Origin of the sequence: Bacteroides sp. NSJ-48, assembly GCF_014287405.1 — a bacterium.
In the GTDB taxonomy this organism is placed as follows: Bacteria; Bacteroidota; Bacteroidia; order Bacteroidales; family Bacteroidaceae; genus Bacteroides; species Bacteroides stercoris.
In genome coordinates this window covers 33,041-54,154 of the sequence record NZ_JACOOD010000026.1, presented here as the reverse complement: position 1 = coordinate 54,154, position 21,114 = coordinate 33,041, and the positions used below count along the sequence as shown (strand labels likewise).

At 48.0% G+C, this 21,114-nt stretch carries 16 protein-coding genes and 1 tRNA gene; 5 read left to right on the top strand and 12 right to left on the bottom strand.

Annotation, left to right across the window (positions count from 1 at the left end):
* Nucleotides 1-178: 178 nt before the first annotated feature.
* Nucleotides 179-1,474 carry a tRNA lysidine(34) synthetase TilS gene (tilS, locus tag H8S52_RS12725; protein ID WP_186909950.1) on the bottom strand — a complete coding sequence of 432 codons (1,296 nt, stop codon included), beginning with the start codon at nt 1,472-1,474 and terminating at the stop codon, nt 179-181.
* Nucleotides 1,475-1,670: 196 nt separating this feature from the next.
* Here tilS and feoB point away from each other — a divergent pair, with 196 nt between their 5' ends.
* The 3 genes from feoB (at nt 1,671) to H8S52_RS12715 (ending at nt 4,477) form a co-directional block, all read left to right on the top strand.
* Complete coding sequence (feoB, locus tag H8S52_RS12720; RefSeq protein WP_186909949.1) at nt 1,671-4,142, top strand: ferrous iron transport protein B; 2,472 nt, start codon at nt 1,671-1,673, stop codon at nt 4,140-4,142.
* A complete protein-coding gene (locus H8S52_RS19980) occupies nt 4,139-4,351 on the top strand; it encodes a hypothetical protein (protein WP_255470058.1) in 213 nt (70 codons plus the stop codon). Before feoB ends, H8S52_RS19980 begins: the two co-directional genes overlap by 4 nt.
* A 54-nt stretch (nt 4,352-4,405) precedes the next feature.
* Nucleotides 4,406-4,477: transfer RNA gene (locus tag H8S52_RS12715), tRNA-Cys, on the top strand.
* A gap of 89 nt (nt 4,478-4,566) precedes the next feature.
* On the opposite strand, the gene H8S52_RS12710 is transcribed toward H8S52_RS12715, so the two are convergent.
* From H8S52_RS12710 to H8S52_RS12700, 3 genes are read right to left on the bottom strand one after another with little or no spacing between them, the layout of a single operon-like run.
* A complete protein-coding gene (locus H8S52_RS12710) occupies nt 4,567-5,751 on the bottom strand; it encodes an OprO/OprP family phosphate-selective porin (RefSeq protein WP_186909953.1) in 1,185 nt (394 codons plus the stop codon).
* Between the two features lie 15 nt (nt 5,752-5,766).
* Complete coding sequence (gene ansB, locus H8S52_RS12705) at nt 5,767-6,828, bottom strand: L-asparaginase 2 (protein WP_117904296.1); 1,062 nt, start codon at nt 6,826-6,828, stop codon at nt 5,767-5,769.
* Nucleotides 6,829-6,873: 45 nt separating this feature from the next.
* Nucleotides 6,874-8,184, bottom strand: a complete 1,311-nt coding sequence (locus H8S52_RS12700; RefSeq protein WP_186909948.1) for an anaerobic C4-dicarboxylate transporter family protein — start codon at nt 8,182-8,184, stop codon at nt 6,874-6,876.
* A gap of 337 nt (nt 8,185-8,521) precedes the next feature.
* Here H8S52_RS12700 and H8S52_RS12695 point away from each other — a divergent pair, with 337 nt between their 5' ends.
* Both H8S52_RS12695 and H8S52_RS12690 read left to right on the top strand, forming a co-directional pair.
* Nucleotides 8,522-9,955 (top strand): aspartate ammonia-lyase, encoded by a 1,434-nt coding sequence (locus H8S52_RS12695; protein WP_186909947.1) that lies wholly within the window; start codon nt 8,522-8,524, stop codon nt 9,953-9,955.
* Nucleotides 9,956-10,186: 231 nt separating this feature from the next.
* Nucleotides 10,187-10,720, top strand: coding sequence for a TlpA disulfide reductase family protein (locus H8S52_RS12690; protein WP_117667540.1), 534 nt, complete (start codon nt 10,187-10,189; stop codon nt 10,718-10,720).
* 11 nt (nt 10,721-10,731) lie between these two features.
* Here H8S52_RS12690 and H8S52_RS12685 read toward each other — a convergent pair whose 3' ends face one another.
* The 8 genes from H8S52_RS12685 to H8S52_RS12650 all read right to left on the bottom strand — a co-directional run bounded on the left by H8S52_RS12685 (nt 10,732) and on the right by H8S52_RS12650 (nt 21,113).
* A complete protein-coding gene (locus tag H8S52_RS12685) occupies nt 10,732-12,603 on the bottom strand; it encodes an outer membrane insertion protein (RefSeq protein WP_186909946.1) in 1,872 nt (623 codons plus the stop codon).
* A gap of 23 nt (nt 12,604-12,626) precedes the next feature.
* Entirely contained in the window at nt 12,627-14,870 is a 2,244-nt protein-coding gene (locus H8S52_RS12680; protein ID WP_186909952.1) for a hypothetical protein, read from the bottom strand.
* A 75-nt stretch (nt 14,871-14,945) separates the two neighbouring features.
* A complete protein-coding gene (locus H8S52_RS12675) occupies nt 14,946-15,521 on the bottom strand; it encodes a DUF3575 domain-containing protein (protein ID WP_186909945.1) in 576 nt (191 codons plus the stop codon).
* Between the two features lie 44 nt (nt 15,522-15,565).
* On the bottom strand, nt 15,566-16,585 hold the full coding sequence (locus H8S52_RS12670; protein ID WP_186909944.1) for a fimbrillin family protein: 1,020 nt from the start codon (nt 16,583-16,585) through the stop codon (nt 15,566-15,568).
* 37 nt (nt 16,586-16,622) lie between these two features.
* Nucleotides 16,623-18,017, bottom strand: a complete 1,395-nt coding sequence (locus H8S52_RS12665; RefSeq protein ID WP_255470056.1) for a hypothetical protein — start codon at nt 18,015-18,017, stop codon at nt 16,623-16,625.
* Between the two features lie 19 nt (nt 18,018-18,036).
* Nucleotides 18,037-18,282 (bottom strand): hypothetical protein, encoded by a 246-nt coding sequence (locus H8S52_RS12660; RefSeq protein ID WP_131796850.1) that lies wholly within the window; start codon nt 18,280-18,282, stop codon nt 18,037-18,039.
* Complete coding sequence (locus H8S52_RS12655) at nt 18,254-19,624, bottom strand: fimbrillin family protein (protein WP_186909942.1); 1,371 nt, start codon at nt 19,622-19,624, stop codon at nt 18,254-18,256. Before H8S52_RS12655 ends, H8S52_RS12660 begins: the two co-directional genes overlap by 29 nt.
* Before the next feature lie 58 nt (nt 19,625-19,682).
* Nucleotides 19,683-21,113, bottom strand: coding sequence for a hypothetical protein (locus H8S52_RS12650; RefSeq protein ID WP_255470055.1), 1,431 nt, complete (start codon nt 21,111-21,113; stop codon nt 19,683-19,685).
* Nucleotide 21,114 lies beyond the last annotated feature (1 nt).

The following is a 21,114-nucleotide window of genomic DNA, read 5'->3' as shown; positions in this document are numbered from 1 at the left end:
GATAGAATTATGTGAGAAAGCACCGAAAAATGGCAATAAGAATGGCATATGAAGTGGTCATGTCCTATCATCTTCATATGCCATCTTATTTTTTAGGGACATTTACTGAATATCCCTAACCTAAAGATGAAATGGATAATGGGGTATTCTTCGGATGCAGAGTTATACCGCTTGGGTCTTAGGGTGTGGCAGGACTGTCCCCGGCGGGAAGAAGCCGGACTGTGAGTACCCGTTTTGTAGAGGCATCGATGCGGAAACGGTTGTCCGTTCTTTCACCTATCAGCCAGATAATCTCTTCGCCGCAACATAATACCCATTGCTGCTCTTTGCGCAAAAGGGAGAACTTCCGGTCGGTCATATAGTCGCTTACTTTTTTCCGGCCTTTCATGCCGAATGGAATAAAAGAGTCCCCTTGTCGCCAGGGGCGCAGAAGGAGAGGATGTGTCAGTTTGTCCGCATCAAAGCAGGCAGTGCTCTTGTCGCGGGGAATGACAAAGTCCGGGGTAAAGGCATACTCTTCCATTGCCAGTGCGGGTTGTATGGGTTGTCGGTGTGCTTCAATCAGCAGATATTCGCGGTCTTTCACAATGCACCAATATTCCGAAGTGAAGATTTTTCCCGGCTGTCCTTCCAGCGAACGGTATATGTCTCCGATTTGGGCGGTGTTAAAGCCGAGCGGGTATAGGATTTCAAACAGTAATGTTGCGGGGGCCGGTTCCTGCATCAGTCTCTCGATGCAGATGCCCTCTGCTGTCCGCACCCGTTTTATGCCTTCGTTTATCCCTTGTTTATATATGGCGGATGCGCCATCCAGATGCTCGGCGGTATTGAGAATGCTTTCTTTGACGGATGGGTTGATTTCCTGCATCATGGGCAACAGGTTCAAGCGTATTTTGTTACGAGTGTATTCATCCTGCAGATTGGTGCTGTCTGTTACGTAATCCTGCCCTATGCGGTTCAGATAACTGATGATTTCTTTGCGTTCCAGGCAAAGCAGCGGACGTACGATGTGCCCGTTTTTGGGGCGTATTCCCCGTAACCCGTTGATGCCCGTACCACGTATCAGGTTCAGCAGGAGGGTTTCCACGCTGTCGTCCTGGTGATGGGCTACGGCAATGGCGTCGGCATTGATTTTCTGCCGTATTTCCTCAAACCATCCGTAACGCAGTTCGCGTGCGGCCATTTCAATGGAGATATGCCGTTCTTCGGCAGTGCGCGCGGTGTCGAAGTGGACGGTGTGTAGCGACACTTGTTGTTTTACGCACAGTTGGCGGACAAATGCCTCATCTCTGTCGGATTCTGCACCTCGCAGGTGAAAATTACAGTGCGCAGCTTCGCAGTCGTAGCCCGATGCTTGCAACAGTCGTAATAAAGCGACGGAATCCGCACCGCCGCTTAGGGCGACAAGTACCTTGTCTGTCGGTTGCAAAAGCTGTTTCCGGTTGATATATTGTGCTACTTTTTCCTTTTCCATAGCGGCAAATATACATGTTTCTTCCCGGATTTTGTTACTTCCGTGCCGAAAGGTTGCTTTGGCAGACCGTTGTCAGCTTGCTTACAATGCAGAATCGGCTCTCTTTGATGTCTCTTATTTAAAAACATTCTAAATTATTTGCGCTATACGGACTTATCCTTTATCTTTGCGGCAAAAATAAAAAAGGCAGAAAACTATGCGTTTGTCCGAATTGAAAACCGGTGAGAAGGGAGTAATCGTTAAAGTGCTGGGACACGGAGGTTTCCGTAAGCGAATCGTGGAAATGGGATTTATCAAGGGGAAAACCGTTGAGGTGTTGCTGAACGCCCCTCTAAAAGACCCCATCAAGTATAAGGTGATGGGATATGAAATCTCTTTACGGCGTCAGGAAGCTGAGATGATTGAGATTGTCGGTGAAAAGGAAATGTGTCGGGAGTCCGTGCAGCTCGACTATCACGAGGGGTGGAGCGAAGATATGCGTTTGGACGAAGAGGAACTGAAACGTATCGCTTTGGGAAAACGCCGCACCATCAATGTCGCTTTGGTGGGTAATCCCAATTGCGGCAAGACATCCCTTTTCAACATCGCCTCGGGTTCGCACGAGCATGTGGGTAATTACAGCGGTGTCACCGTAGATGCTAAAGAGGGGTATTTTGACTTTCAGGGGTATCATTTCCGCATTGTCGACTTGCCTGGCACTTATTCGCTCTCTGCCTATTCTCCCGAAGAGATTTATGTGCGCCATCACATCATCAACGAAACTCCGGATATCATTATTAATGTGGTGGACTCTTCCAATCTGGAGCGGAACCTGTATCTCACCACCCAGTTAATTGACATGAACGTGCGCATGGTTATTGCGCTTAACATGTACGACGAACTGGAAGCAAGCGGGAACACGTTGGATTACGTAAAACTCGGTCAGTTGTTTGGCGTGCCGATGCTGCCTACCATCAGCCGCACCGGAAAAGGCATAGAACAGCTTTTCCATATTATCATCGGTATTTACGAGGGTGGTGATTTTCTGGATAAAAAAGGTAAGATACGTGCCGAAATCCTGAATGATTTGCGCAACTGGCACAAGGAGTATGTACCCGACCACGATTTTGGCACTCACAAGGAGGAGAAAGAGCATCCGGCAGGCTTCTACCGCCACATCCACATCAATCACGGGCCGGAATTGGAGCGGAGCATTGAAGAGGTGAAACGCATAATCAGTGTCAACGAGAATATACGGTATAAATACTCCACGCGCTTTCTTGCTATTAAGTTGCTGGAGAATGACGAGGATTTGGAGAAGACCGTACAGGAGTTTCCCAATGGGAAGGATATTATTGAAGTCCGTAACCGTGAAGTACAACGCCTGCGCAATGCAATAAACGAAGATAGCGAGCAGGCCATTACAGATGCCAAATACGGTTTTATCGCCGGCGCGCTTCGCGAAACCTATGTGGACAAGCAAGAGGATACGGCACGTACAACGCGTGTGATAGATTCCATTGTGACGCATCGCGTATGGGGGTATCCCATCTTTTTTCTGTTCCTGTATCTGATGTTTGAAGGAACATTCATCTTGGGAGATTATCCCATGCAGGGCATTGAATGGCTGGTAGGTGCGTTGGGCAGTCTGGTGCGTGACAACATGTCTGAAGGGCCGCTGAAGGATTTGTTGGTGGACGGCATTATCGGCGGTGTAGGCGGGGTGATTGTCTTTTTGCCCAATATCTTGATTCTATATTTCTTCATATCTTTGATGGAGGATTCCGGATATATGGCGCGTGCCGCCTTTATCATGGATAAGATAATGCATAAGATGGGACTACACGGCAAGTCCTTTATCCCTCTGATTATGGGATTCGGTTGCAATGTACCGGCTATTATGGCCTCGCGTACTATTGAAAACCGGAAGAGCCGACTGGTGACCATGCTTATCAATCCGCTGATGTCGTGCAGTGCACGTTTGCCTATTTATTTGCTGTTGGTGGGGGCGTTTTTCCCGAACAATGCCAGTTTGGTATTGCTGATAATCTATGCTATCGGCATTTTACTGGCTGTGGTTATGGCACGGCTTTTCTGTCGCTTTCTGGTAAAGGGAGATGACACGCCGTTTGTTATGGAGCTTCCTCCTTACCGCATACCGACGTCGAAGTCCATTTTTCGCCATACTTGGGAGAAAGGCGCGCAATATCTGCGCAAAATGGGAGGTATCATCATGGTGGCTTCCATTGTGATATGGGCGTTGGGGTATTATCCGGACCACGATGCATATCAGGATGTGGCCGAGCAGCAGGAAAACTCGTATATCGGCAGAATAGGCAAGGCTGTGGAACCGGTGATAGCGCCGTTAGGTTTTGATTGGAAACTGGGTGTCGGTATCCTTTCCGGTGTAGGGGCCAAGGAACTGGTGGTAAGTACGCTGGGAGTTCTGTATGCAGATGATGCCGAAGCCGATGCGGTGAGCTTGGGCGAACGGATTCCGATTACTCCGTTGGTGGCTTTTGGCTATATGGTGTTTGTATTGATATATTTCCCGTGCATCGCCACCTTAGCGGCCATTAAAGGAGAATCGGGCAGTTGGAAATGGGCTTTGTTTGCAGCGGTGTACACTACTGTCCTTGCATGGGTGATGTCCTTTGCAATTTATCAGATAGGGGGGCTGTTTGGATGAGTAATTGGCAAAATTGGGCGGTAGCTCTCATCTTATTGTTGTGTATCGTCCGTATCGGACAGCGTGTTTATGCTTTTTTCATGAAAGTAAGAGAAAAGCGTAATCCTTGCGAGAATTGTGCAACAGGCTGTGAATTAAAGCAATTGTACGAAAAGAAACGCTCGGAATGCAGTGGCGGTAAAAAAGAAATAAAGAAAAAATGCTGTTGATAGTTGGTAGTTTCAAAAAAATGACTACCTTTGCAACCGCAAACGAGAAAGATTGGTTCCTTGGATGAGTGGCTTAGTCAGCGGTCTGCAAAACCGTGTACGGCGGTTCGAATCCGCCAGGAACCTCAATAATCCCTCTCAGATTATTTCTGAGAGGGATTTTCTTTTGGGCACGTTCGGCACGAGCATTGTCTAACGGGGAGCAACGTAAAAATCTAGAACATCGGTAACTGATAAATGAATCCCACCGATACTCTGTTTGTAGAATAGTTCTCTTGTCCGAGTGCTTTGGCGCGGGCGGTGAAGTCATAGGAACGTCCTACGTATGTAAGGAAGAAATGCAAGTTGGTATTCATAGGATAGAACTCCACACCGGCAAAATAACCCCATGCAGTGCGGTATTTGCCTTTTTCCAAATCTCCCTGCTGTTTGGTGAGAGATGCTGTTTCATACATTCCTTTTACGAAAGCGTTCCATTTAGGCAGGAAACGGTAATTCAACTTGGTTACCATTGAAAAATATCCGGCATCGAAAGCATTGTGTCCTTCCATACTGCCCGTTATCCCTGTCATGATACCCTTGCGGTCGATACCTTCTTTGGAGTACATGAAGTCGAGGAACATGTTGAACTTATTCAAGTTCAATTCATTACCAAATGCAAAATAATAAAGATTCTTGTCCTTTGCTTCGTTCATGATAGAGGCGGACCAGCGTGTCTTGAATATGTCATTGAAATTACCGTTCCAGTTCAGGGTGTACACAAGCGGCAGCTTGCCCGATTCTATGGCAGGCTGTTCGCCGTCTTCGGTTTCAACCCCATACGTCTTGTTGAAAGAGCCGTTGCGGCTGTCCAGTATTTGCAGGTTCAGCTGTTGGTGGGTATTGATGTCATATCCGATGTTCAAACCGGTCATGAAGTTACTCATGTTCTCAATCATATCGCTGTATTCATATATTTCGATAGGATTCAGGTCGAACTCGATACCGCCGTATGCGGTGCATTGCTTACCGGCAAAAATAGAAAATCCTTTTCCCAGTTTCACACCTATCCCTGCAATGTCAATGGAAGTAGGAAGGTTGTCTATGTTGCCGCTACTGTCGTTCGAGCGGTTCAGCCGTTGTCTGTATCGGTACGAAAGCCAGTTGTTGATATTTCCTTTGGCTTCAATGCGGAGTTGTCTCATTTTGAAAGCTCCCTCTTCGAAGCCGTCGCGGAAGTTTGCATCGAAGCTGCCCTGCATATTAAGGAATAAGTTGAACTTATCTTGTTTTTTCTTTACATTGGTGAGTTCTTCAAACAGGGTCTTGTTTTCAAGGAACTTCTCGTTCTTCTCCGTGCTTTGGGCGTACATGATTTGTGTACAGCCCGCAGCCAGAAGTATAAATGTGAGTTTCTTTATCATTTCTATCTGTTTTTAATATTCGTTGAAATATTCCTGAATCTGTTTCCAATCGGTGGTTTTGGTCAGTGCAAGCATCAGCAGGACACGTGCTTTCTGGGGATTCAGTTCCTGTGATGCGACAAACTGATACTGTGCGTCGTCTACTTCTGCATCGAGCGAAGTGGGACCCGTCGGCACTCTTGACGAACGGACTACGAGAATACCTTTCTTGCGGGCTTCCGTTAATACGGGGAATATATTCTTGTGGATGTTTCCATTGCCTACTCCTGCATGGATGATACCCTTATAGCCATTGCTCAGCATCGGAGTCACCATGTCAGCCTCGATGTTTGAATAGCTGTAGACAATTCCCACTTTGGGGAGTGAGTTCAGATTGGTAACATCAAATACCGAGCGGGTGGTGTGTTTCTTTACAGACGACATATTATACGTGACCTTGCCGTTCAATACATAACCGAGTGCACCCGCGTTAGGGGCTTGGAAGGTCTGCACGTCAACAGTGTTCATCTTCAATACGCTTGCAGCACCAAGCACGCTTCCGTTCATTGCCACTAAAACGCCTTTCCCTTTGGACTCTTTTGCTCCGGCCACAACGACGGCATTGTATAAGTTAAGAGGTCCGTCGGCACTGATAGCGGTAGAGGGGCGCATTGCTCCGACCAGAACTACCGGCTTGTCGCTCTTGACTGTCAGGTTGAGGAAATAGGCCGTTTCTTCCATCGTATCGGTTCCGTGGGTAATTACGATGCCGTCGATGTCAGAGCGTTTCAGAAGCTGGTTAATTTTCTTTGCAAGAGTCAGCCATACATCATCGTTCATGTCTTGTGAACCTATCTTGACGATTTGTTCGCCGGTTACGTTAGCTATGTTTTTAAGTTCGGGCACGGCATCGAGCAGGGTACCGATGGCTACCTGTCCGGCAGTATAGTTGGTAGCGGTTGCAGATGTTCCGGTTCCGGCAATGGTTCCGCCGGTGGCAAGGATATGGATGTTAGGCTTCTGCTGAGCGAAAGCCATTGTGACGGAAAGCAGTAGCATAACGGCTACCATGCTGAGTTTTTCTAATCTTTTCATGACTTAATTTGTTTAAATTAAAAAATAGGTTAAAGGTAAATATGCTTAGAAAAATTGTATGAATAATAATCCCAAGGCTATGGCAACTGCCGTAGAGACGATACCCGGCATCATAAAAGAGTGGTTGAGTATATATTTGCCGATTCGGGTGGTTCCTGTACGGTCAAAGTTGATGGCTGCAACTACGGTAGGGTAGTTCGGGATGAAGAAATACCCGTTTACGGCAGGAAACATGGCTATCAGCATATATGGCGATATGCCCAAAGCAATGCCCAGCGGTACTAAAGCGCGTACTGTGGCTGCCTGGCTGTACAGCAGGATAGACATGACGAACAAAGCGATGCCGAACAGCCAGGGCATCTGGCGTACGATACCTTCGATAGAGGCGGTGAGTTGTGCCATATTTCCATTCAGAAATGTATCGCCCATCCAGGCAATGCCGAAGATGGCGATTACAGCCTGCATTCCAGCAGGGAAGACAGAGCCTTGTGTTGCTTTTATTCCGTCTGTCCTGGTTGCCAGCAGAATGAGGGCGGCAGCCGAAAGCATGATGATTTCGATAATGGCGGACATCCCTAAGGAAACTGTTTTTCCGTCAATCAGGAAAGAAGGACGCATCCCTTCGAATGAGCCGAAAAGAACGATGAATGCCGTGGCAAGGATAAATATGAGTACCGAAATCATAGCATGGCGTTTGTTTGTTACATCGTCGATTTTCACTTTCTTACCGTCGAAGTAGCCTTCTGCCATACGTTTTTGATATTCCGGGTCGTCAATCAGTTCTTTTCCCACGCGCATGGAGCACAATGCGCCTACCAGTACGCCGAGGATTGTTGCCGGAATCGTTATTTTGAGTATGTCGAATAAAGTGATGTCGAATCCGGCAAGCAGACCGAGCAGTGCAACCGTAGCCGCCGAAATGGGACTTGCCGTGATAGCCTGCTGTGAAGCGATGACAGCGATACCCAGCGGACGCTCAGGTCTGATTTTGGTTTCGGTTGCAACTTCGGCAATGACGGGAAGAACCGAGTATGCCACGTGTCCTGTACCGGCTACGAAAGTAAACAGGTAGGTGACGATGGGGCTGAGGATAGTAACCTGAGACGGGTTCTTGCGCAGCAGTTTTTCCGCTAACTTTACCATGTAATCAAGTCCGCCGGCCGCCTGCATGCAGGAAGCTGCGGAAATAACGGCGGCTATCATCAACATTACGTCTATCGGTGGTGCAGTGGGTTGTAAGCCAAATACAAAAGTCAGTATGCCCAAACCTACGCCGCCCATTACTCCGAGACCTATGCCGCCTAAGCGTGCACCTATGATAATAGCGGTCAGTACAAATAATAATTGTAAAACCATATACTTATTATTTAAAAAATTAGATAAGGTTGTTATGTTCTCTACTATTGGCTAATTTCTAAAATAATCCCTTATATAACAATAACAGGGGGGAAATTTGTTGTATTTATTATTTTATATTTTCTAAATTAAGCATATATTAACTATTTAATGGTTTGGAGTGATAATCCTGTGTGTTCTTACATTTTGTCATATTATATATAGTAATATGTGTATAAAAAGGCTTGTATTAAATGTTGTTAACCTAATAATAAGTATTATTGTTTACAAAACAATTTATGTTATCTTTGGTTATTCTTTGGTGACCGCTTATTGAAATAGTTAATAAACATATATTATGAAAGAAGAACTATCTACAAAAACTCGCACAGAAAGCGATTTAATCGGCAGCCGTGAAATACCGGAAAGCGCCATGTATGGAGTACAGACTCTCAGAGGTATCGAGAATTTCCGTATCAGTAAATTTCATCTGAACGAATATCCTTTGTTTATCAACGCTCTTGCCATTACCAAAATGGGAGCAGCCATTGCCAATTCCGAACTTGGTCTGCTTACCGGGCAGCAAACGGATGCTATCCTTAAAGCCTGTAAGGAGATACTCGAAGGCAAGCACCACGAGCAGTTCCCGGTAGACATGATTCAGGGGGGAGCAGGCACCACTACCAATATGAATGCCAATGAGGTAATAGCTAATCGCGCGCTTGAAATCATGGGACATAAACGCGGCGAATACCAATACTGTTCACCGAACGATCACGTCAATCGCTCGCAGTCCACCAATGACGCTTATCCTACTGCCATACATATAGGAATGTATTATACCCACCTTAAACTTGTGAAACATTTTGAGGAGTTGATCGATGCGTTCCAACGCAAAGCCGAAGCGTTTAAACACATCATTAAAATGGGACGTACGCAGTTGGAAGATGCCGTGCCCATGACTCTCGGACAGACATTCAACGGATTTGCCAGCATTTTGCGCAATGAGATAAAGAACCTGAACTTTGCGGCAGAGGAATTCCTTACGGTCAATATGGGAGCTACCGCCATTGGCACGGGTATTGCGGCAGAACCGGAATATGCGGAGAAATGTGTGAAGGCTTTGTCGAAGCTTACCGGATGGGACGTGAAACTGTCCGGTGACTTGGTGGGAGCTACTTCGGATACTTCTTGCCTTGTAGGCTACTCCTCGGCTATGCGAAGAGTTGCGGTGAAGATGAACAAGATATGCAATGACCTTCGTCTGCTTGCATCCGGTCCGCGTTGCGGATTGGGAGAAATCAATCTTCCCGCCATGCAGCCGGGGTCTTCCATTATGCCGGGTAAGGTCAATCCGGTTATCCCTGAGGTAATGAATCAGATATCCTATAAGGTAATCGGCAACGACCTTTGTGTGGCTATGAGTGGCGAAGCTGCTCAAATGGAGCTGAATGCAATGGAACCCGTAATGGCGCAATGTTGTTTTGAGTCTGCCGATTTGCTGATGAACGGATTCGATACCCTGCGCACGCTCTGTATCGACGGAATTACAGCTAATGAGGAAGTATGCCGCAGATATGTACACGATAGCATCGGTGTGGTTACGGCTCTTAATCCGGTTATCGGTTATAAAAATTCTACCAAGATAGCCAAAGAAGCTCTTGCAACGGGAAAAGGTGTCTATGAACTGGTTCTGGAACACAATATACTTCCCAAAGAAGATTTGGATACTATCCTGAAGCCCGAAAACATGATTAAGCCCGTGAAGTTGGACATAAAACCCAATATCTAAGGAACGGGCTTTCGGAGCGGTAAGGCTTTGAATATAAGTTGCGCGGATTTATACAAGACGGTTTATGAATGACTGAACGGTCATTAGATGCTGTCTGTGTAAATCCGCGCATTTCGTGTGGGGTATGAGTTAAATATTTGCAAAGAGTTCATACTCTATTTGTTTTGTTATGCCTAATTAGTTTCTTTTGTGACAGGAAATCTATTTATGAATACTTAAAAACAAAGAAAAATGAAGCGACTCAGATCATTGGTACTTGGCCTATTCGCATTGTGCAGCATGGTAGGTATGGCGCAGGAAGCAGAGGCAGACGATACCGGTTATATTGTGAAAGTGGGGCAGGTGGCTCCCGATTTTACCGTTACGCTGACAGACGGCAGGACCGTTACGCTTTCTGATTTCCGTGGCAAGGTGGTTATGTTGCAGTTTACGGCAAGCTGGTGTGGTGTATGCCGTAAGGAGATGCCTTTTATCGAAAAGGATATATGGCAGAAGCATAAGTCCGATCCGGATTTCATGTTAATGGGCATCGACCGTGACGAGCCGTTGAATAAAGTCATAGCTTTTGGCAAGTCCACGGGCGTTACCTATCCGTTGGGATTGGACCCGGGGGCTGATATTTTCGCCAAATATGCGTTGCGTCAAGCTGGTATTACCCGTAATGTATTGATTGATAAGGAAGGACGCATCGTGATGCTCACCCGCCTTTATAATCCGGAAGAGTTCTCGGCTTTGGTTAAGAAGATTGATGAACTTCTGAAATAACCTGTTCCCGTTTAGAACGAAAAGCTTGTTCCGGCATTTAGCGACATCATGATGTCGCTCCCCTGCACATTATCCTGCATTAGCAGTTCCTTGCCGTAAATGCGGATTTTGGGTTCGAGGAATACCTTGAAGCGGCGACCCACCCGGTAAGATGTTTGCAGTCCCGCTTCTCCGCCGATAAAGAAGCGGTTCTCATGTTTCATCCGCATAGAAGCCACTATTCCGGCAAATAGCTGTACGTCGTATTTGCGTTCGGGGTCATATCCCGTCATCAGATTGGTAAGGTTCAGCATATAGTCAAGGCTTCCGCTTGCCATATCATATTCCAAGGTTTTCCCTTTTCGGTCTGTGGACAGAGGTCCGTAATCCGCTGCTAAACGGAGCGATGATAATGGAGTGAAAATGCGCCCTGCACTTATCGTGGCCATGTAGTCGAAGTAGCGTTTCGGTTCGTATCGCTTCATTTGTATGGGAACGGAGAAACCGATTGCGCCGCTTACAAAGAAAGAAGGCTTAAACAAATCACGGTTTAAAGAGCGTGCCATGCGGTTTTCTTCATCGCTACGTTGTATCTCGATACCTATATTGATACTGTACAGATTATCTGTGAACTTTTTTGCCACGTATCTGCCTTCTTCCTTTTCGTTGGTCTTTAATGAATAGGATGCCAGACTGGTGCGTGGCTCTGCAAATAAAGAAACATCGCCCCAAAGCCGGTATTTAAATTGCAAGCCGCCTGTAAATCCCGTATATCCGCCTTTTGCGGGCCGATAACCATTTTCTTTTTGAATATATCCCAGTTCGCCGCCTGCCAATACATTGACGGAGAATTTAGGATTGAGTTGCCTGCCGTTAAAAAAATAAGTGGCATCCAGCATACCTTCCAGGCGTCCCCCGGCGTATGCGGACATCTCATAAAACTCTTCACCGGCCGAACTCGCCGAAGAGGCAATAACTTTCTTATGCCAGGTATCGGCCGATTTGAATGCCGACAGTCGTAAGCCGAATGCCGGTATCAGCCATTTGCCGGCAGACAGGCTGATGTGCGGGCCGATGGAGTTTGTCAGTCCCATTTCACTTGTCAGGCGGGAAGCTTGAAACTGCCCGCCGGCAGCGATGCTGATAAAGGTATTGTCCAAAAAATGATTGCCTTCCAGTATGCGTATTTTGCCGAAGGGTTTCCATGCTTTCAGGCGGTAGTTCATTCCTACGGTCGCACCGTAGGTCATGTCATATTTATGCCAGTTCTTTTGGAAGGAATGGTCTATGCCGTCACTCATAATGGTGAAGCGGGGTTCCAGATAAAAGTCCACATGTGCGGTAGGATGCAGTTTCAGTTGGAAACCTAAATGCAGGTCGGCCACATGTTCCACTCTGCCTGCCAGTGAAGATAATTGATAGCCGACTCCCGCTATAGTCAGAAACTCGAAGATACGTCCGGGATTGTAGCCGTTGACATAGGATGATACATTCAGCAGATAATCCGCCTGCAGTCCGAAACGCAATAAGGTTTCGTTATCAATTTTGCGCGAGAAGTTACCCGCCAGCAATGAGGCACGCAGGGCATGGGCGGGGGCGAACTGCCAATTAGCGGCGATACCGCCCACGGGACCGGTGTTGAAATCCGTGTTTCCGCGCGGAATCATTTTGTCCATGCCGCCAAACAAGGAGATATACACATTGTTTTTCCATAGTGTGTCGAAAGGCACTGCATCCGGATGCTGGTAACGTCTTTGGAACATCTGCCGGGTAGCATCGAATCCTATGCCGACGGTATCTTTAGGATGCGTTGCCGGAGAAGGATTATTGCCCGTTTGCTGTTGGGCAAAGGCAAAAGGTATCAGTGTGTGCAGTATAATCAATATAATCAGTGGTTTCTTCATGATGTTCAACTCTCCATATCCGTTTAATAAAGTTTCCAGTCGCCCTGGTCGTAATATTCCATAAATTCCTTGCTGATTTCACCGTCGTTAACGGCTATTTTGTAGTATTTCTCATCCAGTTTGACGATTTCTTCCAACTTCTTGCAGGCTTCGTCAAAGTCGAGGGCGTTATCGTAGCTCCATTCATACAGTTTCTTTTCCCGGATGTAAATCACCAGTTTCATGTATTTAGTCATGGCCGTTTCAGGCAGTTCTTCCAATGCTTTCTGTGCTTCTTTGTTGTAATTGTCCGTCTCCATAGCCATGCACATTACAATATTATTGAGCGGTGACGACTCCTTTACCAATTTGAATACCTTTTTACGTTCCTCGCCCTCCTTTACGGTGGCTGCACCCCGGTAGTCGTAGTATCCACCCAGACAGTTGGCAAATGCCTTTATCATCTGGAAGCGTTCGGTATTCGGAAGTTTGTCGGCAAGGATGCTGGCCTCTTCAAAGTTATAGGCGCGTATGTACATTGCGAGCTGGTTGGCAACGATTGTTTCGGGGTTTACTTCAGTCTTGGTTATGCTGATGCCGTCATTGAAAGAGTCCACCATGTTCACTTTCCGCTTAAGGTCAATCAGGGGTTTCAGTATCTCTACGTCAAAAGTATCCCTGCGCAGCAGTGCTATTGCAAGGTTGTTTGCCGCCAGAATCCACGGCTTTTCTTTCCCTTTCGTGTCGTAGGCCATTGTTTCCCTGTAAGCGCGCCGATAGAGTTTCTCCGCTTCTTCCGGGGCTTTTATCATCCGGAACAAATGCCAGTACTCGTATCGGGTAAACGATTTTTTGCCATCGGCGTATTGAGGGTCGTGCAAGTATTTGTCCAATATTTCATCCGGATTCAGTTCACGGAATATTTCATGTTTGTATTCGTACTGTACGGTGCGTAGTTTGGGCAGCCGTTCTTTGATGATGGTGGAGTAGTAGGGCAGACGCGATACGGCGGCAAACTGCGCATCCGGATTCTTATATTTCCCGGTGATTTCCCTTATCTCCCGCGCTTCCGCAGTGAGGCTGTCCCGTTCCAGTAAATCGGCTACTTCATTCCAAGTGGCAACACGGGTTTCCGTAGGATGTTTGTATACCCGGCTCCATTTGGCGGCAGGTATTACCGAAGTGATTTTCCGTAGGGCGAAAGCCGTTCGTTGCTTGGCAAGCGCAAGGTTGCTGGCATAGCGTCCTTCGGGAGACGATACGCCGGTTATCTTAAATTCTTTCAGTGTGGTGCCCTCACCGTTTACGATGTTCATCAGGTCTTCCTGCAACTTGTTCATCTGCACTGTGTTGGCAGAGTCGGCAGGATCCAGCTCAGCCTTGCCCACAAGGAATGTCAGCGAAATATTGCCTGCCGTATTCCGGCGTTCGCGCCGGGGCGTTTCCTTGTATTTATCGGGGTCTAATTCAAAATCGGGGAACGAGAACTCCAGAAACTGCAACGGGCGTTTTATTTTGCAGGTAGTCATTTTCCATTCCGCTTCGTATGTAGGGTGGGTATAGTCTGCTATAATAACTTTGGACAATACACTGTAAATGCGTCTGGGGTCTGGTACGGGTACCGAGTCGTTGATGTCCAGGTTGAAGCGTGTGGCATCCAGTTGGCGGCGGGTATTGATATAGGGAGCCAGTTTGTCGTTCCTGATGTCGTAGGCCATGCGGCGGTCTTGCGTCAGTCCGTATTCGGGGCCGTCCATGACTGTCGGGTCCATGTAGCTCACTATCTCTTCGGTGGTACAGTCCATGATATAAGGTTGCATGATGAGCCGGCGGTTGGGCGCGCCGTAATTGCTGGGAATGGCTACCGAGTTGTTTACAATCAGTTTGTTGCCCACTATTTTCCCGGCTACGGGCCGGGGTTGCGGGTTTGGGTTTTCTGCCACAACTTCCACCTCCTCAAGAGCGATACCGCCGTCGATGTTGGCGTTTATCTCCTGTTTGTAATTCACTTCGCGCAGTTCGTTTTTCATTTGCACGTTAAAGATTAGCGCGCCGTTTTCCGCTACACGTATTTCATAGTATCCGTCGGCGCCCGCCACGGCATCGGCGTCGAAGAGCAATGTTCCGCCACCGCCGGTTTCAAGCGCTTTCAGGGCATCGCGTGCCGAGGCCACAGTATTGAAAGCAAAAATACGCACGGTCTCTCCCATGGGGAAGGGGCGCGGCTTTTTTTCACCTTCGGGCAGGTTCAGCACTTTGCCGGACACGATAGTGATTTGTTGCGCCATGCTTGATGCGGAAGATAAAATCATAGCAATGCAAACGGCTGATGTTATGATGAAATTTTTCATGGCGGTTATTCTTTATTTGAAGATATAGGATATGGAGACACCTATTTTGATAGGCAGCAGTTTGTAGCCGTTGGCGTTGGCTTGTGCCGTTCCGTCGGTATAGTCCTCTATGTTATCGTTTTTGTAGTATTGTTTTTGCTTGAAGTACACGGCGCCGAATCCGCCGTAAAACTCTACGTTGAGGCGTCGGCTCAGGTTCAGCGCATAGCCGAAGGTAATCCCGGCGCCGGCAGCATCGCCCTGATAGATGCGGTCTCCCCATGTGATGTCGTAGGACACGCCGAGAGCGGCTATTCCCACAAATTCCCGTGTCATGGGGCGTCCGTTAAACCAATAGCGGTATTCGGGCAGAAGACCTATCATTTTGGCTTTGTTGCCGTAGATGTTGACTGCGCCGAAAGCCGAGATGTCGATACTGCTCCGTTCGCCCACAACGAATTCGCAGCCGATGTTGGGAGCCATGGCGGCAAGCATCAGACCGTTGGTCTTTACTGCCAGTTGCTGGGCGTGCAGGGTAGGGAAACTGCAAAGTAGCAGCAGAAAGAAGATGCTGCTTAAAGAGAGTGTATGGTGATTGGTTTTCGGCATATCGGTTTTTAGCGTTTTGTTGGTTGGGATTTGTAAGTTCCGTTCTATTGAAATGTATGTTCCGTACCCTTGTTCCAGTCGTTTACGGAAGCTTTTGCAGCCATGCTTTGCGTATATAGGATGTTGAGGGTGGTTATGCTGCCGGCTTCCAGTACGATTAGCGGGGGAGTGTTTGCACCGGCATCGGCTTCGTCGAACACTACGATGTCTTTTTCGCTTCCGTCCGGCTCTTTTATACTGAATGTCAAGCGGCGGAGCGCACTGATAGTCTCATGCCCGTATGGCAGCAGCAGATAATCCTTTTGAATGCCGGCTGTTCCGGGGATAAGGTTGAGCGGGGATGCTTCGTTCCGGTAATCGGAGCTGACGGATGTACCGGTGTCCGGATTGTCGGATGTGATGTCGCCTGTTTGCAGATCCATTGTCCCTGTTTGTCCCTCACGGGTGGTAAAACCGATGCTTTGCAACACCGGGTATGAGTCCGCCGTATATTCGGGGTGGTCGGTGGATATGTTGAGGCGTAGCCGTGCCAAGGCATGTTTCAAGGAGACGGCAATGCCTGCTGCGGTTGCAGCCGCTTTCTTGCTGCCTTTGGTTTCACCGGTGTAAAGGTAGTCTGTGGCGTCCTTTGCTTCCAGAGCGGCGGTAACGGGAATGGATACTTTACCGTTTTCGTCTGCAGCGGCTGTTGCCGTATAAGGGTAATAACCGTACAGATAGAGCGTGTCCTGCCGGGCAGGGTAGTACACTTTTGTTCCTTCCGGCTGCAAACTCAGTTGTCCGCCCTCTGCATATTGATAGGGAAGATTCTGCAAGTATGGGGTGCTGAAATTACTGTCTCTCATCAGGAATATACCTATTTCATCTCCTGTATTCAGGGCCGTGCCTTCAATGACGCTCCGGCTGACGGTAGTCTCTACGGTGCATACCGATGCCCTCAGCCGCACTTCCACAGCCCTCTCCCCGTCATCGGGAAGAGGAACTGTGGCAGTGTCTGTGTCGCATCCTGCCAGTAACAGGAATGCGAGGCCGAACAGGTACGATATGTTTTTCTTTTTACTCATTACACTTTTTCTGTTTTTATGCGGGTGCTTTCCGCCTTTACTCTATGGGTACGTCTACGGAGTCACCGCCCGGTTTCCAGGTAGTTAAAGTGGCGGTAGCGTTGATTTGTTGGGTGGCGTAGATGCCGATACGTACGTTGTAGTAATAGCCGGCATAGAACAAGTTATCACTTTTGCCTGAATCGAGGGCGGGAGCGGGAGCATTGACGGGGATGTCGCGTACAATCAGGTCTTGCGGCACTCCACTGGCATCGGGAGCCATGATGGTGACGTCCATCAGGAATTGTTCCATGTCCGGTTTCACCATCAGATAGCCTTGTATCAGCGGGTTGGTGCTTGACACGCCGTTAAGCGTATATTGTCCGTCTTCGTATTTCTGGACATAAATGTCTTTGGAAACTTCGACGGTTCCGTCGGCATTGTCGTCCGTAAAAGTAATATTGCCTTTGCCGTCGTCGGTGGCTTCCCGCATAAGCAGTGAACCGTTGTCGGTAAAGGTCAGTTTCCCGGTCAGAACGTTGAGGGTGGCCGTTGTGCCGTGGCTTTTGATGGTGATATTCTTCACTTTCATGTTTTGGACGGCTGTTCTGTCCTCTTCGGACTGCTCGGTGGCGGGAATCACGGAGAAACGCAACTGTGCCAGTTGGTGCTCGAAGTTGATGTTGGGTATCCACGGATAGTCCTGTAACTTTTCAGAGGCTGCCTGGTTCAGTTCGTGGTGATACTTCAACTGGCGGATGTATTGGGCTTTATAGCCGGTCAGGGAAGCGTCGTTCTTTACATCCTTTTTCAGGTAAATGCTGTTTGGCGCTATCTCTCCGGCGGTGGCATTGTTCCAGATGATGTCCTGCGAGCCGTCGAAGCGGGCGAATGTTATTTCCGGCTTTGCGGCACTTATGGTTTGGCCTTCCTGATAAGGGGCGTAGCCGTAGAAGCTATAGTCGTATTTCTTCTGCATCGGGTAGTAGTACACACCGTTTGCGGCATTGTTTTTATATAATGTGATTTTCTGTGCCAGGTCATTCTCCAAACCGTCCGGCTTTACATCGGACCCGTCTTGCTTGGGCCAGGCGGTTACTGCTGCCTGTATATTGTTCAGCAGAATTCCGTAGTTCTCCGTATCGCCCCATGCTGCGGCTCTGTTGACATCGGTAATGGCGGTGTTGGTTGTAGCGTCATTGGTGGCAAGGGCGAAAATGCCCAATCGGGTAGTAGCGCCTTCTGCCTCATCGTATAGCTTATCCAGCGGTGCGCGTGTTACGCCTACGCTGGCTCCTATACGTGTCTCTATTCCACCCAATTGGATGATTAGCCGTCCGTCCGGCGATTCGAAGTCGTTGTCGCTGACCGGTTGTTCTATTACGATATCCTCGTTTTGCGAGCAGGCTGTCATGCAAAGGGCGGCTGCCAGCATCCATAAATTCTTTTTCATGATTGTAGTGAGTAATTGGTTAAACATATCGTTGCTCTCCTATGTTCCTCGGTATGGTACTTCCGGTACCATGCTTTGGTATTCCTTGTACCAACGTTTGGTAGCTTCCGTACCAACAGTTGGTAGCTCCTGTACCACGCTTTGGTATTTCAAGTACCAACGGTTGGTAGTTCTCGTACCGCCCGTTGGTAGTTGGATTGTCCTCAGGAGTTATTTCCCGATAGAGGAGCCGGTTCTTATTTTCCGTCTTCGATGTCGGTTTCAATGTCACCACCGTCTTCCCATGCGGTCAGCACTGCGGTAACCTCTATCTTTTCGAAGCCATAGATTGTAATGTATACGTTGTAAGAAGCACCGGCCTTGAATTCTTTCACATCTTTTGAAATCTTGGACTGGTCGATGATTAAGGGAGTATCCAGCTTCTCAACTTCTTTGTATGTAATCTTGTCACCGTCTGTTTCGTCTTTTGTATCTTCTACGTATTGTTTAAGGTCTATGGACAAGTTGATGTTTCCGTTAGGGAAAAACATAACAGGTTCACCCACTTGAGTTCCTTTAGCGTCGGGGTCACCTTCTGCCGGAATATTTTCGTGGCCGTAAGGATACTTGGGCACTACCGGAGTGATTAAACCTTTGTCCGGGTCTAACTTGTTTTTGTTATCAACATCTTTACTGCATACAACAAAAGGAGCGGTGGAGGCTCCGTTTCTTGCGGAAGTCGTAGTAGCCAGATCCATGTCGACAACATTTACCATGTCTTTCAAGGTAATCTTAGTAACTTGCATACCGAGTGTATTATCCTGGCCGTCAGTGCTTTTGCGTTCCATCCAATTGCTGCCTTCATATTTATAGCCGGCTGCGCTTTCACTGCCAGCCCTTACGAAAAACTTCAAACGTGCCAGCTGATGGTTGAATTTCAGGACAGGAACAATTCCTTTACGGGCTGTACGGGCGCCGAACTGGTATTTCATAAGTTCCGTCCACTCGCCGCTTAGCTTGGTAGCTATGTCTTTATATAAACTTTGGTCATTGGAAGCATCGTTCTCGGCCATATCTATGGTACTGGCTGCCAATAAGTCTTGAGTACCGTTGATTGTTACATTCTTTACTTTCTTCTCATCTGCCGTAATGGTTGCATCATCGTGGGTTGCATCGTCAACATGATAACCGTAGAATGTATAGGTGCCGTTGGTCGGGTAGTATTTGTATTGAATCACGCCGTTGTCGGTATCTTCTACATAATTGTTATAGATTCTGATTGCACCGTTATTGCCTTCGGTTGCTTTGGGAGCTCTGAACTGGAGAGTTGCGTTATCGAGAATCGGAGTTTTTGCTCCTTCAGCGCCTTCTTCGGCTTCTAAGCCGGTGGCTCTGTCTACCATGTGGATATACAGTCGTTGGCTGTTCCACTTGTTGTTCTCGCCTTCTACATCGCCCACAGAGCCGGTTCCTCTGCTGAGGGCCGTAACCGTAGGTACGTCCACGCCTAATGCAATCACTGCCTTGTCATTGTTGTCGTCCGGATTACCGATACCCGGATCATTGTCCTTTGAACAGCTGCTCATTACTGCGAGCGCCATTGCTGCATAGAAAAATTGCTTTTTCATACTTCATTGAATTTTTAATTAATAAAAGAAAATATATAAATCTCTGTCTGTTTCAATTTTATTCTTCTCCTATCTCTATATCTCCACCGTTTACCCACGAGGCAGCCTGTACATTCAGCTTTATATCCTGCGGACCGTATATATAGGCGCTGATGTTATATTCGCGTCCGCCCATAAATCCACTGGAGAGATAAGCGCCGTTTTCGTCTTTGTTGTACACGGCATCCTTTAAGTCGTAGCTGAAAGTCGTGATATAGGGTTCACTCCCGGTTGCGTCGGGATAATATACCGTATTTATAAGGAGCGTGGCATTGTTGCCCGGCGGCAGCAGGAAAACCCCGCCGTCTGTTGCCGGACGCTGGTTTACTTCCTTGTCCGCATCTTCTTCCCTTACTTGCATCGGATAGAGTGATTTTCCTTCTTCATCGGTCCAAGCTATTTCTTTTCCCTCTGCATCACGTGCCGGTAATTTTCCCCGCTCTCCGTCTGTGGGGAAATGGACGCCTACGTTTGCAGGGTCGGACGAGGCTACAGTGAAAACGCCTTTGTTGACGCATTCTATCCAGACACCCGTGATGTAAACGATGTCTTTCGTGCTTTTGCTGGCAGGATAGAATTTTAACTTGACGTATGAAAGCTGATGCTTCATGCGGATTATGGGCCAGATGTTGCGGCGTGCCGTGTACGTGCCGTAATAGCAGCTGCGCATGAGCTGGCGTTCATCGGCGCCGAGCTGTTTCAGGCGGGCAGCCTGTTCGCTGTAGTCGGCAGCTATCTTTCGTCCGTTTTCCACGTCTTCTATCAGCGCTTTGAGGTCGGCGGCAGCGGCGCACATCAGGTCTTGCGAGCCGTCTACGGTGACATCGAAACAGATACGGTCTGCTTCGCGCTTCACTTCGCCCACTTGCGCATTGTCGTAGTAATAAGCAAAGAAGTTGAAGGCGTCGAATTCTTCCTGCAAATTGTAATAGGGGATGTAACCGGAACTTTTCCAGTTAATGAACGAGCCGTTTCCTGCATAAGCCGCCCGTTTGCCGTGCAGTTTGCATTGCTCGGCGGTGAGTCCCAGTGCCGTGCATTCTTCGGCGGAGATTTCGTCCAGACTGCCGTCGATGAGGCAATAGCGCCGGTCGGCATCTTCAGCACGGCGATGGGCATAGGTCATTCCGTTGGGATTATCGCGCCGGAATGCGTATACGAAGAAAGTGCCGTCGGCTATGCGTTTGCTGAAGTTTGTTTCGTCTGTGGGATTCAGTACTCCCGCACCGCGTGTCAACACATTATATATAGGGTCGCTGAATGCTACCATGACGGGCAGTTGCGTCTGGTCGCCCTGGTTGTCCTGATGATTAGGGTCATAGAGCGACTCGTCGCCGGTGTACAGATTACCGCAACCGGTAACAAGCAGCAGTATGCACCATAACGGCAGAATAAGTTTGTGCCGGTGTCTCCGCTTTTGCATGCTATTGCTATATGTCAGGCGTTTCATC

Coding starts and splice junctions, on each gene's coding strand:
- tilS (WP_186909950.1), bottom strand. CDS start 1,474: ATGGAAAAGGAAAAAGTAGCACAATATATCAACCGGAAACAGCTTTTG.
- feoB (WP_186909949.1), top strand. CDS start 1,671: ATGCGTTTGTCCGAATTGAAAACCGGTGAGAAGGGAGTAATCGTTAAA.
- H8S52_RS19980 (WP_255470058.1), top strand. CDS start 4,139: ATGAGTAATTGGCAAAATTGGGCGGTAGCTCTCATCTTATTGTTGTGT.
- ansB (WP_117904296.1), bottom strand. CDS start 6,828: ATGAAAAGATTAGAAAAACTCAGCATGGTAGCCGTTATGCTACTGCTT.
- H8S52_RS12700 (WP_186909948.1), bottom strand. CDS start 8,184: ATGGTTTTACAATTATTATTTGTACTGACCGCTATTATCATAGGTGCA.
- H8S52_RS12695 (WP_186909947.1), top strand. CDS start 8,522: ATGAAAGAAGAACTATCTACAAAAACTCGCACAGAAAGCGATTTAATC.
- H8S52_RS12690 (WP_117667540.1), top strand. CDS start 10,187: ATGAAGCGACTCAGATCATTGGTACTTGGCCTATTCGCATTGTGCAGC.
- H8S52_RS12685 (WP_186909946.1), bottom strand. CDS start 12,603: ATGAAGAAACCACTGATTATATTGATTATACTGCACACACTGATACCT.
- H8S52_RS12680 (WP_186909952.1), bottom strand. CDS start 14,870: ATGGCGCAACAAATCACTATCGTGTCCGGCAAAGTGCTGAACCTGCCC.
- H8S52_RS12675 (WP_186909945.1), bottom strand. CDS start 15,521: ATGCCGAAAACCAATCACCATACACTCTCTTTAAGCAGCATCTTCTTT.
- H8S52_RS12670 (WP_186909944.1), bottom strand. CDS start 16,585: ATGAGTAAAAAGAAAAACATATCGTACCTGTTCGGCCTCGCATTCCTG.
- H8S52_RS12665 (WP_255470056.1), bottom strand. CDS start 18,017: ATGAAAAAGAATTTATGGATGCTGGCAGCCGCCCTTTGCATGACAGCC.
- H8S52_RS12655 (WP_186909942.1), bottom strand. CDS start 19,624: ATGAAAAAGCAATTTTTCTATGCAGCAATGGCGCTCGCAGTAATGAGC.
- H8S52_RS12650 (WP_255470055.1), bottom strand. CDS start 21,113: ATGAAACGCCTGACATATAGCAATAGCATGCAAAAGCGGAGACACCGG.